Annotated in this window: 13 protein-coding genes; 9 read left to right on the plus strand and 4 right to left on the minus strand. The window is 25.3% G+C overall.

Annotated elements, in window-relative coordinates; all coding sequences use genetic code 11:
• Nucleotides 1–9: 9 nt before the first annotated feature.
• Nucleotides 10–765: a prepilin peptidase gene (locus tag ACTTA4_RS05100; RefSeq protein ID WP_440633797.1), complete on the minus strand. Its 756-nt coding sequence runs from the start codon at nucleotides 763–765 to the stop codon at nucleotides 10–12.
• Complete coding sequence (locus ACTTA4_RS05105) at nucleotides 766–1,278, minus strand: STAS domain-containing protein (protein ID WP_440633798.1); 513 nt, start codon at nucleotides 1,276–1,278, stop codon at nucleotides 766–768. It abuts the gene before it with no gap.
• 38 nt (nucleotides 1,279–1,316) lie between these two features.
• Here ACTTA4_RS05105 and ACTTA4_RS05110 point away from each other — a divergent pair, with 38 nt between their 5' ends.
• Nucleotides 1,317–2,084 carry a hypothetical protein gene (locus tag ACTTA4_RS05110; RefSeq protein WP_440633799.1) on the plus strand — a complete coding sequence of 256 codons (768 nt, stop codon included), beginning with the start codon at nucleotides 1,317–1,319 and terminating at the stop codon, nucleotides 2,082–2,084.
• Nucleotides 2,085–2,094: 10 nt separating this feature from the next.
• Here the strand turns inward: ACTTA4_RS05110 and ACTTA4_RS05115 are convergent, their stop codons facing one another.
• Complete coding sequence (locus ACTTA4_RS05115) at nucleotides 2,095–2,772, minus strand: hypothetical protein (protein ID WP_440633800.1); 678 nt, start codon at nucleotides 2,770–2,772, stop codon at nucleotides 2,095–2,097.
• 67 nt (nucleotides 2,773–2,839) lie between these two features.
• On the opposite strand from ACTTA4_RS05115, the gene ACTTA4_RS05120 reads away from it, so the two are divergent.
• From ACTTA4_RS05120 to ACTTA4_RS05150, 7 genes are all read left to right on the plus strand, one after another.
• Nucleotides 2,840–4,465: a hypothetical protein gene (locus tag ACTTA4_RS05120; RefSeq protein ID WP_440633801.1), complete on the plus strand. Its 1,626-nt coding sequence runs from the start codon at nucleotides 2,840–2,842 to the stop codon at nucleotides 4,463–4,465.
• Between the two features lie 170 nt (nucleotides 4,466–4,635).
• Complete coding sequence (locus tag ACTTA4_RS05125; protein WP_440633802.1) at nucleotides 4,636–5,238, plus strand: type IV pilin protein; 603 nt, start codon at nucleotides 4,636–4,638, stop codon at nucleotides 5,236–5,238.
• Between the two features lie 87 nt (nucleotides 5,239–5,325).
• Complete coding sequence (locus ACTTA4_RS05130) at nucleotides 5,326–6,174, plus strand: hypothetical protein (protein WP_440633803.1); 849 nt, start codon at nucleotides 5,326–5,328, stop codon at nucleotides 6,172–6,174.
• Complete coding sequence (locus ACTTA4_RS05135) at nucleotides 6,171–6,677, plus strand: rRNA adenine N-6-methyltransferase family protein (RefSeq protein ID WP_440633804.1); 507 nt, start codon at nucleotides 6,171–6,173, stop codon at nucleotides 6,675–6,677. The genes ACTTA4_RS05130 and ACTTA4_RS05135 overlap by 4 nt, the downstream gene beginning before the upstream one ends.
• A gap of 32 nt (nucleotides 6,678–6,709) precedes the next feature.
• Nucleotides 6,710–7,594: an AAA family ATPase gene (locus ACTTA4_RS05140; RefSeq protein WP_440633805.1), complete on the plus strand. Its 885-nt coding sequence runs from the start codon at nucleotides 6,710–6,712 to the stop codon at nucleotides 7,592–7,594.
• Nucleotides 7,584–8,510 carry a hypothetical protein gene (locus ACTTA4_RS05145; protein WP_440633806.1) on the plus strand — a complete coding sequence of 309 codons (927 nt, stop codon included), beginning with the start codon at nucleotides 7,584–7,586 and terminating at the stop codon, nucleotides 8,508–8,510. Before ACTTA4_RS05140 ends, ACTTA4_RS05145 begins: the two co-directional genes overlap by 11 nt.
• Nucleotides 8,503–10,431, plus strand: a complete 1,929-nt coding sequence (locus tag ACTTA4_RS05150) for a transglutaminase family protein (RefSeq protein ID WP_440633807.1) — start codon at nucleotides 8,503–8,505, stop codon at nucleotides 10,429–10,431. The genes ACTTA4_RS05145 and ACTTA4_RS05150 overlap by 8 nt, the downstream gene beginning before the upstream one ends.
• Before the next feature lie 19 nt (nucleotides 10,432–10,450).
• Here the strand turns inward: ACTTA4_RS05150 and ACTTA4_RS05155 are convergent, their stop codons facing one another.
• Nucleotides 10,451–12,010 carry a sulfatase-like hydrolase/transferase gene (locus ACTTA4_RS05155; RefSeq protein ID WP_440633808.1) on the minus strand — a complete coding sequence of 520 codons (1,560 nt, stop codon included), beginning with the start codon at nucleotides 12,008–12,010 and terminating at the stop codon, nucleotides 10,451–10,453.
• A gap of 134 nt (nucleotides 12,011–12,144) precedes the next feature.
• On the opposite strand from ACTTA4_RS05155, the gene ACTTA4_RS05160 reads away from it, so the two are divergent.
• The gene (locus tag ACTTA4_RS05160; protein WP_440633809.1) at nucleotides 12,145–12,927 is read left to right on the plus strand and encodes a hypothetical protein; all 783 of its coding nucleotides are present in this window, start codon (nucleotides 12,145–12,147) and stop codon (nucleotides 12,925–12,927) included.
• The last annotated feature ends 100 nt before the right edge of the window (nucleotides 12,928–13,027 follow it).

Raw genomic sequence — 13,027 nt, forward strand, 5'->3', positions numbered from 1 at the left:
AATATATCTTTAAATCAAATTATAAAAGACCGATCCTAGATATGGATACAAAGCAGAAGCTATGACTATAAAGCATCCATAAGGAATTTGAAAATCTTTGTCTTTTTTGTAAAAATAAATAATCAATGAACCAATTATTGCTCCAGTGATTGCTGAGCTTGCTAAGATTAAGTAAATTGATTTTACTCCAAGCCAAATACCAACCATAAGAAATAATTTCGCATCTCCTAAACCCATACCTTCTACTTTTCTCACTTTTAAGAATAAAAATCTAATAATATAAATTATAAAATAACCGATTAATCCTCCAATTATAGAGCTATATATACTCACATCAAAAGGATTGTGCTTAAAATAAGTAAAAATCAGACCAAGAACTGATAATGGAATGGTAATTTTATCAAGTATTAAATAATATTTTAAGTCAGTAAAAAAAATTATTAATAATCCTGAATAAAAAATAATGTACGCTAAAGTTTTAACATTTAGTCCGTACAAACTGTAAGCATAAACAAATAAAATTGCTGTTAAAATTTCGACTACAAGATAGCTGATATTAATTTTGCTTTTGCAATTTTTACATTTACCGAGATTTATGATGTAAGAAATGATTGGAACATTTAAATAAAAAGGTATTTTATATTTACAAGTAGTACAAAATGATCGTTTTGAAATGACATCTAAATCATTAGGAAGTCTATATATACATACATTATAAAAACTACCAAAAATAGATCCGATAATAAACAGTGATAAGGAAAGCACTTATCTTTTAAATTTTATTTTATCTCCATCGTCATCATCTCTTTTGATGCTAGGATTTGTTTCCTCAGTTTCCTTGTTTTCTGTTTCTTCATTATCATATTGTTGCTGAGGTTCTTCACTAGGAGCAATGTCAACATTTTCACTTGCTTGTGGCTCAGGTTCTTGAATTGTTTCTGGCTCTGAACTTACTTCAGCTGCGTTTGTACCTGTTACATTTTTAATTTGAAAAATTTTATCTAAGTGAGCTAATTTGATAACTTTAATCACTTCATTACTAACGTCTGTTAGAAAAAATTCTTTAGATTTACTTTTTGAAAGTTGCATACCTTCTACTAATGCAGCTATACCAGAAGAATCAATATAGCTCACTTTTGAGAGTTGCACCTCAATCGTCTTCACATTATCAATTAAGTCTTTTATATTATCTCTTAGTTCTGGAGAGCTATCTAAATCAACTTCACCATCAACGAACAATTTTCCTATATTTCCATCAATTTTTTGTTCAATAGACATATGTATTTTTTTATATTATTAGTTTTAAATTACAACATATGATTATCGATTGTATTTGCGGGAAAAAAAAATTTAAATTAGCTGATGGAGTAATGCCAGAACAAGGCTCAAAAGTTAGATGTGGCTCATGTTCTGAAGTATGGTTTTATCACCCGGATCAAGGAAATAATCCAATCAATCAAGATAAAACTCTTAAAGAAGATCAAAATTCTTTGCCAGAAAATGAAAATAATATTGAGGAAGATGTGGAAATTAAGGATTTCGCCGCAACAACACAAGCTCAAGTACAAGAAGATGAAAGTATAAATCAAACTACCAGCTTAGATGATTCAGAAGATTTATTATTTACTCACGAAGAGAATTTGCCAGAGGAAGAAATTAGAAATGAAAATTTAGAGGACATTAACAAAGAAAATCCAGAAGGAATATCAAATTTTAAAATATTTACAGATGAAGATACAAATGATCCTCCATCGAAAGAAGAGATGGATAAAAATATGGATGAATATAAAATTGAGAGAGACAAAAATCTAAATTTCTTTCAAAAATTATTTAAAAAAGATAGAATCTTAGAGGCAAAAAAATCTATAGAAAAAGAACAGCAACAGCAAGATCAGCAAAAACAAAGTGATGGAAGGAGAGCCAGATTACTCTTTTATTTGCTTATACTATTATTAATTGTTTTTTCTATTTTAATAGTTCCATTTAGAGATCAAGTAGGAATGGCATTTCCATTTATGGAAGACTATTTAGAATTTTTAAAACCAATGTATGATTACATCAGGGAGCCTTTGGGATTAAAATAAAAATCTAATATTAATTTTCAATCTCAGCGTTGCTTTTTGTAGCTAATTTTTCCTCTTCTGCTTTGAATTTTTCTATAATTTTTGATTTATCTTTCAGTAATTTTTCTTTACCAGGAAAAACATAGACCCCAATTTTTCCTTGAGCTATTATTTTTTCAGAGTTAGCATTTTCTCTAGAAATATTTTCATCAATAATATTTATTTTAAAATCACTCTCTGCAATTTTATTTTTAAAATATGTTAAGTTTTGATAAGTACTTAAGAATTGGTACTCAATGTAATTAATTGAATAATTTTTTCCCAGTTTATCACTCTCACTTTCATTTAAACTATTAATTTGCACATTAAATTCACTCGCCATTCCCGAAATTGAATTTTTGAAATTTTGAAATTCAGTTGGAGACATAAATTTCATTATCTCCTTAATATATTCATACTCACTTTCATTTACTTCTTTTCCAATTTTGGCCATTTTAATAATAATATTGTCAGACTCTTGTTGGATATTTCCGGTATTAGCTAAAAGTTTATTTTGTTTTGAAAGTTGAATTGAAGTATAAATTTCGGCAATTAAAAATGCCAATAAGGCAAAAAGCATTACAGTAAAACCTACTACAACAAATTTTGATTTATCTTTAATTGATTCGTCTTCAATAACTTTTGATTTATTTTTTCCCAATCCAAACATTATAAATTTTTTACTATCATTTATAGATTTGATAAACTGCAAATGATTCGTTCTTAAAATTTATTATATGAAAAAAACCCCAATTTACATCAAAAAAACTCTTGATGAAATTAGGCTCGAATTATTAAAAGATAAAAAACTTAAACTATCTAAACAACTTTATGTTCAAAAGCTTAAGAAAATTTTCAATGAGCAGGTAATTGATCTCAAAGATGACATAGAAACAAAAATGTCGTCTACAGGTACTGATAAAACCGTTGTTATTTCTTCTTCTAAGGAAACATCTTTTCAATCAAAATCAAGACAAGCAAATAGCAATAATAAAATAATCTTCCTAAACAACGAAGTTGTTGAACAAAATTTAAGTGACATTGATGAAGCTAATAATGATTTGTCTAACTTTGGCAATCTTGACGACGGTATAATTGAACTTAAAGATGAAGTTTCAAACACTAATGATCAAAAAATAATTGATTTGATTGAGGAAGTAGATGACATAGTCAATCTAACAAAAGAAGTGGCTGAAAGTGTTACAAGTAATCAAGATAATAATTATGAAAAAACATTAAATGATGAAGTGGTCAAAGAAGAAATTACAAATCTTCAGACATTTTCTAACGAGCAATTAGAAATGTTAAACGCTAAAATAAATGATTTAGATTTAAATAGTTCTGAGCTTTCAGAGAAATTAGATGAGTTATTAAATCAAAAAAATATTTTTTCTGAAAAATTTAATGACGAGCTTGACTTAAAATTAACTGAAGCGCTTACTAGATCTGAAGAAAATTTAGAGAATAAACTTAACAATATTAATGATAATTATCATCAAGAGTTTGAAAAATACGAAGATGAAGCAAACAAAAATTTTGCGAATTTAGAGGATCAAATTGGTAAATTAAATAATCAGTTTGATGACATTCAAAATAATATCAGCTCAATTTCAAACAAAATAGATGATAATGTCAATCAATTAAATAACCCGCAAAAAATCACTGAAAATTTAAATATTGAAAAACAACTTGATGAAAAAATAAAAGATTTAAAAGATTATAATTTAAAGATTGAAAATACATTAAATAATCTTCAAAATAAAATTGAAGAGACTTTAGATAATTTATCGACTTATAGAAACGAAGCAGCTGAAAAAATAGATCAAATAAATCAAAAAATTCAAAATCTTGAGCCTGAAATAATAAATCAAATAGAAGAAAAACAAAAAAATAAAAGTGAATCTGAAAAACTTCAGGAAAAGTTTGATCAAATTTCCAAGGTTATAGATTTGCAAAATATGAGAATGCTTCAAATGTATCATTCATCAGAATTACAAAATAGTCATTCTATATTGCAAAATAATATGAAACAAAGAAATCAAGATCATGAAACAAAGGATGAAACATTAAAATTAATTCAAGATCAGATGAAGGAGGAACTTTATCCAAATATCCAAAATGAAATAGAAAAACAGTTTAAGCTTTTAAAAGATCAACTTTCAAATTATGAAATTAAAAGTATTTTAGATAAAATTCAATCTACCAACATAAGTAAGGAAGCAAAAAAACCTATAAAAAAATTTAGCAATCTTTTTGACGCAAAAAAATACGTAAAAGGAATAGTGACAAAAAAATCCAGAGATTGGATTAAGGAAAATGAAAGTTCTATAGAAAATGTAGCAAAAAAATTGCTTAATGAGTAACTTGCGAAATATTAAAAAAAACTATAGGTTTTTTGTGTAATTATAGCAATATATATAGAAATATTATATATCAAAAGTATGTAGATAATTCTTTCTTTGACTTAAAAATAAAAAATTAATATACCTAGTTCAAATATTATTTAAATAATTAAAGAAAAAAAGGTATATAAATGAAAAAAACATTACAAAAAGGTTTTTCACTAGTTGAATTACTTGTTGTTGTAGCAATTATCGGTGTATTAGCTGGAGTTGGTGTTGTAGGCTATCAAAGTTACACAGATTCAGCAAAAGAGAGAGTAGCCATTGCTAATTTCAATTCAGTTAAAAGATTTATGGAAACAGAGTTAACATTATTAAATAATAATATTCAAACTGTTTCAGGTGCAATTAATAGCTTTTCTACTAACTGTGCAGGCTCCACTACTAAATACGATAGTGAAGCTTCTGATAAAAATATTGGTAAATTCCTTAATGGTGCTGTTTGCTATTTTGATACTTCAGGATATGGAAATGTATTCAAAAACCCGTACGATCCTGCTGGAGCAAGTCAAGTAGTATATAATAAAAACGCATCAGCTCTTGAAAAAGGACACATTAACATCGCCTTTTTTACAGCCGGTTCTCGAGCAGGACTTACAGCGACAGAGCTTACTTCTGCAAAAGCAACAACGGCATCAGAAACAAAAGGTCACTTTATTATAACTTACGCAACTGCAGATGATACAGAGGGTACATCTGGAGATGAAAAAGGAAAATTATTTGAATTAAAATAATTTAATTTTTAAAGTTTTAAAAACCCCTTTATTAAAATTAAATGAAGGGGTTTTTTTTTACAGAATACCATATCAGAGAAATTATAAATGGTTCATAAATTAAATAAAACGAAAGTTATTCTAATATTCTTAGTTTTATTAGTGAGCACTTCCTTGACTTATGTTGTTCTTCAAGAATTTAGAAATAATTATTCTATAGTAAAAATTAGTGTCAATAAAACCAACGGTAGTGATACTTCATACAAAATTTCGAACGAAATTCTTAACTTTCTTAAATCAAAAAATATAAGTACTGATTTAGATAAAGATACTTTAGAGAAAATTTATTGGACAGAAAGAGTTAAAGAGGGAGGTTTAATTCTTCTATTTAGGCATTCCGAAAGAGAAAAATGGAATAATTCAGTTGAAGGTTTTGATGCTTATGAATTGTTTAATAAGTATAACGCTAGAAATTTTTCTTGGGATAAGGCAACTTGTTTAACACAAAAAGGTATTGAGGAGTCTAAATTAATTAATGAAGCTTTTTCACATGCCAATATTGAAATAAGTGAAGTTATTAGCAGTCCCTCGTGTAGAGCTGTTGAAACAGCATTGTTTGCATTTAATAAAATAGATAAAATATTCTCTGGTCTTTTGCATTATACAGCATTTCATCCTCTAGATAGGAACAAAATTGGAGAAAAATTAAAAGAAGCTGTTTTAGATTTAGAAATAAAAAAGAATAAAAATATAATTTTATCTGCTCATAATAAAGTAATTTCTCACCACAGTTTTATAGATGCGATGAATGTAGGCGAAGGATTGGAAGAATCAGGATTTTATATAATTGAAAAAAAAGATGATACTTTAACAGTACCATTTAAGTTTAGTTCAATTAAAAATTTTATAATTCTTTTGTACAGACATGAATTTGAGAAAAGTTCATATATTAAATGAATTTAATATTTAAGAAATTTTTAAAAGATCCAAGAAATATTGGAGCTATTGTGGAATCTTCTGAAAATTCTGCAAAGAAAATTTCTAATATTATAAATAAAACTAAGATAAAAAATGTTGTAGAGATAGGGGGTGGCACCGGAAGTTTATCAAGATTTATACAAAATAAAGATTTAACAATAGTTGAGAGAGATATAGATTTTGTTAAATTATTAAGAAATACGTACCCTAGCTCCAATATTGTAAATAGCTGTGGAATAGATTTTCTTAAAAATTATAGAGATAAATATGGATTATTCACTTCAATACCACTTATAAAAAATCAAACAACAATTGACTTAACTAATTTAATTAATGAACATATTAAAAATGGTCAACTAGATTGGTTTATTATATTGGGCTATAAATTTTTCGATCAATTTAAAAAAGTTAATTTTAAGAATCATGACAGACATTTTGTGCTCAAAAATTTGCCGCCTGCCTTTATTTGGCATTACTATTAATTTAGGATGAAATTTTTTTATAAATAAGTTTTATGTTTAAAGAAATTATTAAAAGTATTAAAAAGGATATTGTTGGAAATGATCAAAATATTAAAATTTCATTAGCAGCAATATTATCTGGTGGGCATATATTAATTGAAGATCTTCCCGGAACTGGAAAAACTACTTTTGCAAAATCTATTACCGCTGCACTTAATTTAGATTTTAAAAGAATACAATTTACATCAGATCTCTTACCAAGTGATATTTTAGGTTTTAATTTTTTAAAAAATGATAAATTTGAAGTTAAGAAGGGACCAATTTTTACAAACATAGTTTTAGCCGATGAATTAAATAGGGCTAGCCCAAAAACACAAAGTGCTTTTCTAGAGGCCATGGAAGAAAAGTCGGTCACAATAGATAGAGAAACATTTACTTTACCCGATCCGTTTATTGTAATTGCAACGCAAAATCCTTCAGATTTATCAGGTACATCTTTGCTGCCTGAGTCTCAATTAGACAGATTTATGATCTCTTTTTCCTTAGATGAATTATCTGATCAGCAACAACTTACTCTTTTAAAAAATGAAAATAATTTAGATATAAAAAGAAATAATCAATTTGATTTTAAGGATTTAAGCTCTCTTCAAGAAATAAACATCAATGATAATGTTTATAAATATATTCAAGAAGTTAAACAATTTCTTAACTCAAATTTTTCAGAAGTTCATATATCATCAAGGTGCTTGAAACAAATAGTTGCGATTTCAAAATCATTAGCAATATTGAATGAAAAAGATTATGTAACCATACAAGATGTTAAAGATATTATTCCATATGTATTGAAACATAGAATTAATACTATAGAGAAAAAGTATGTTGTTAATTTTATAGATCAAGAGATATTAAAAAAAATAAATATTTCTGATGATTTTTGAAAAGTGGAAAAAGTTTATAAAAAAAAAATTAGAAAAAAATTCTGAATTTCATAAAAATTTATTAACTAAAAAAAACTTATATATTTTTCCAAATCTTAATGGATTTAAACTGGCAGTATTTATATTTTTTGCCTTTGCTTCTTCAATATTTTATCAAAATAATGTTGGACTTTTAATTTCAATTATTCTTTTCATAATTTATTTTATTTCTATTATTATTTCTTATCAAAATTTAGTTTCAATCAGGATTGATCCAATAAATTACTTAGTCCCAAATAACAAAAATGTGTATTTAAGTTTCTTTATTCAAACGCTGAACAAAAAAGACAGATTAAATCTTAATTTTCTTTTAGATAAAGAAAAATTACAAAATTTTGATTTAAGTAGCGGCAAGGAGATTAATATAAAATATTTTTTTAAAAAAAGAGGTGTTCAAGACATGCCTCAAATTAAATTAGAATCAGTATTTCCATTTGGGATCATTAAGGCATTTGGTACTGTAAAACTTAAACAAAAACTATTTATTTATCCAGAGCCTATTAAACCACCTAGTTTCCTAATTAGCAGATTAGAAAAACAAAATTTAAAAAATGATATTGATTATGAATTTGAAACTATAGAGGAGCAAAAAGAAACTGAAAATTTATCTAGGATTTCATGGAGGCATTATTCAACTATGAAAAAACTATTTATAAAAAAATTTTTAAGAATTGATAATAATGACCAAATTTTGATTGATATAGAGAAGCTTGAAAGTTCAAATTTTGAATTGTCTCTTTCGTATGCTTCTTACTTAATAGAATATTTCTATAATCAAAAAAAAAAATTTGCTTTAAAATATAAAAATTTTACATCTAATTATTCTAAATCTTTAACACATAAAAATGAGTTGCTAAAATTTATTACTAATGTCTAGATTTAATCTTCTAAACCCTAAAATTAACTCATATTTGCTTTTAGTGTTTTCTATTACCACACTTTTGTTTAATGTGAATTTTTATAATCAAATTTTATTTATATTAGTTTTAGGTTTTTCAATATTTCAAAATTTTTATCAGTACAAGTTTAAGAATTTTTTTTCTTACATAGTTGGATTGTTAGCTATTTATATCCAATTTAAATTAAATGATCAGACACTGTCGAAAGAATTTTTTTTAAATACAGTTTTATTGTTAATATTTATTAAATTTTCTGAAGCTAAAAATAAAAACGATTATTATTTCTTTAATTTTACAATAATTTTTTTATCAGTAACCTCACTAATCTATGGTCAAGATTTCTTAAGTTCAGCTAATTCAATTTTATTAATGCTGCTATCAATTTTTCATCTTTATTCAATAAATCAACAAAGAGCAATTCAACTTAATTTAAAATACATAGGAAAGTATTTATTAATTGGTATTATTGCATTATCAATAATTGGTATCACTTATTTTATATTTCCTCGTTACGAAATAAAAATTAAATTATTTGAAACTGCAAAAAATAATTTAGGAATTCCAGATCAAATCGAGCTAGGTTCTTTTAGCCAAATATCCAACAATAATGATAAGGTTTTTATCTACGACACTCTAGAAGATAAAGCTGATAAACTTATATATTTTAGAGTAAAAGTATTTGATTTATTGAACCTGGAGAGATCTTGGGTCCCAGCTCCAAATGAAGTGTTTAACAACAATTACAAAGATAGCTTTTCAATTATAAAAAAACTTAGTTCAGAAAGTATAAATTCAAAATTAATTGTTTATCCTAATGACAAAACTTGGCTACCTATATTGAATAATTTTTATTTTGATAACAAATTAGTAAAAAACAATTTCTTAAATGGAACAGCTAACACATCTGAAAAAATTGATAAAAAAACTCCTTATTTTATAAAACCTACTAATTTTCAAATTAATTTAAATGATGACCTTCAAGATTTTTATAGAAAACTGCCAAATACATTTTCTGAAAAACTATTTGATTGGTCTTTAAATATTAAAAATAGCTCTTCTTCTGATGAAGAATATTTAAATAAACTAATGGAACATTTTTCTAATGGTGAATATTTTTATTCATTAAGTCCGAATATAGATAATTCAAATAATTATGAGAAATTTTTCTTTGATACTAAAACAGGTTACTGTGAATATTATGCTGGCATGTTTGCTATTCTTGCAAGATTGCAGAATATTCCTACAAGATTGGTAAGTGGTTATATGGGGGGAACTTATAACGAATTAGGAAATTTTTATACTTTTAAACAATCTGATGCGCATACATGGGTTGAAAGTTACATTGAAGAGAAGGGCTGGATTAGATATGATCCTACACAAGTTATTCCTCAAATTAATATTATTAGCTTTAACAACGTATCCTCAAATAGTTCACAATCTCAAAATTTAGTTAAAGAAAATGATTTTTTTAAATCAAATATGATTAAGTTATATTACGATTACTTTGATTATATTTGGACAAATAAATTCCAAGAATATAATCAACAATCTAGAAATGAATTGATAAAAAATACTTTAGAGAATGTGAAGTTTAACTCATTTTATCTATTTATTTTCATTTGCACTTTGCTATTGATAAAACCTATTCAAATTTTGTTAAATAAAAAATTATTTTATTCAACTTTGTTTAAAAAAATAAAAAATAAAAAAAAAATTTACAATAAAACTCTTACCCATCAAGAACTTTTTAAGTTACTTTCTGATGAAGACAAAATTAAATTAAATGAAGTTTTTAATGTTTACGAAAAAATAAACTTTGCGAAAAATTATAAGATTAGTTACAAAACTTTCTTTAAAGAAAATTATAAGATAATAAAGTTTTACTTAAATATTGTTTAATTTTTAATTAAATTTATTATTAATCAATTGTTAATATCATTGTGGCGTTTGGACCAGGATCTTGACCATCTGTCCTTGCGGGTGGTACAAATTTCAATAGACGTCTCATATAAAAATTACTTAGAATATCTGGTCTCATTACTAAATTGTAATGCTGATCATAATCAAAATTTTTTTTATCCTCAAATAATGACACACCAAAACCAAACTGCTTGTTATTTTTTGGTAAAATCCCTAGGCCGTCTAAAATAGTAGGCGCTATATCAAAATGATTGATTTTATCTCTGTTAATTTTCTTGTTTGAATTAGTCTTAAAATAAATATTTCTCTCATCCTCTTTACTTAAGTATCCAATAAGGTCTCTAAAAGCTAAATGATCCCCTAAAATAACAACTAAAGTTTCATCCAATATACCCAAACTATCCAAGTCATCAAAAAATTTTTTAATTAAAGTTCCGGAACATTTATAAGCTTCGTATGCTTGTAAGCTTTCTGAACTTATATCTCCTATTATACACTCAGGAGAATAACCAAATGGATGGTGAGTGTCGGTATTAATGATTGTAAAATTAAAATTTTTTCCTGAATTGTAAGTTTTAATTATTTCTTTTTTTGCATGATTTAATAAGGTGCTATCATAAACACCTCCTCCCCAAGCCATTTTGTTTGAGGGTTTTTCAATTGTTCTAAAATCCTTTTTGATTATGTTAGCATCATTAACTTTAAAACCGTGTCTTTCTTTAAAAGGTCCAAAACTCTGGAATTGTTGATCAACAGAGATATAAAACACTTGTTCATAATTCTGTTTGGCCAATACATCACTCAAACAATATAATTTTTCTTTAGGAAGTTTTTCCATGTTAGTATTTACCACTACAACAAAAGGGACTGAGCATTGACTAGCCACAACCCCTGCAATACTAAAATTTGTAGAAGGTGCATGCTTAAAATCATAAACATTTTTTCCCTTAATCTCGTTGAAGGGCTTAAGAGGATCAGATTTATTATTATTAGACAATTTGCTAATATTATATTCAAGCGACTCAACATAAAATAATATTAAATTTTTCTTTTTTTTTGGTTCATTGTATTTGATTGTATAAGGGTTTTTGTAAAGATTTGGATAATCTTCATAACGAGCACTTTTTTCAAAATATTCGAAAAATCCAAATTGAAGAACAAAAAATAACGAACAGTAAAACAAAAGTATATAAGAATTGAATAATGATATTTTTAAAAATTTATTAAAAAAAATTTTTTTAATAAAATTTTTATATTTATTAATCCATAAATTTTTTTGTTCTTCATTAATTTTCAATAAAATATTTAATTTTTTATTAAATAGTAAAGTTATAAAAGCTATAATAATAGCTGGTAAAAATGTGTATAAGGCAAACTCTATTTTATATTTATTTGGTGAGTTTTTAAAACCTTCATATCCGATATGAATATTGTATAAAATTTCTACATAATAAACATTTTTACCAAAAGTTTTAGTAATCCAAAATGTGAGCGTAATTATAAAAAAGCTTAAAAACAATATCAGCAAACTGACAATATCTTTTTTAGTTAAATTCATTATAATTTGTTTGTTTATATTTAAATTTTAAATCTGCAATCTATTTTGTTCAAAAATATATAATTTCTATTGAAAGTAAAAGATAGATTAGTTAGTAAGCATAATATGTTTGTTTTATATTATAGTACACTCTAATGAAAAAAATTTTTGTTTTTTCAACTTTAGGTATTTTAATCTTATTTTCATTTTTTATTATTTTCACACAAGAAAAATCTGAAGCTAAAAAAGCTGCAGACGATGAGGCAATAGCAATTTTTGCAGGATATAAACCATTATCAAATTTAAATATGTATATTGGTTCAAAAGTAGCAGACACCTTTGAGTATTTATTAACGAATTTAAAAAATGAATGTTCGGTACTATACGGTGAAAAAATGGAGATAAAGGGGAAAATTAAGGTTGATACTGTGAGTGATGATATCTCTAGGTATAAAAATGAAAAAAATATTCAAGTTTTGTGTAAAGGTGTCAAATATGAATTTCTAGATATTAACGGAGATCCTTTAACAGATGAAATTGAATTAATGTTTAATAGCTGCAATAATTCTGTATTAGATTACTACATATCATCAGATCTAAAAGCTAATCTTTTTGGTAAAAATCCAAAAATTTTTGATGAATGGGTTTCGTATTTTAAAAATTATTCATCAAAAAATTCTGTAGTTGAAAGAAAAATTATTGAAGATGAATTTTTAGGCATAAAAACTTTATATAATGTTAATAGGAAATATTGGTACCATGAATTAAATCCTTTGGATGAGAACGGTAAAGAAATTAAAAAATCCTGGCCTCTTTATGGTACTATCTTTTTGGAAATTATTAATAAAAAAAAAAGTGAAAACACTAATGATTTAGGAACCAATAATATAAAATTTAGAAGTTATTTAAGTCATATTTCTCGCGCAAAAAATTGCTAAACTTTAAAAAAAATTTATTTAAATTTATTAAAATTTCTTAAGTTCAATTAGAGGCAGATCTACAAATTAACAATAAAGACAAATATATTTAAAATATGAT

The organism is Candidatus Pelagibacter sp. HIMB1485, from assembly GCF_052048055.1.
Taxonomy (GTDB): domain Bacteria; phylum Pseudomonadota; class Alphaproteobacteria; order Pelagibacterales; family Pelagibacteraceae; genus Pelagibacter.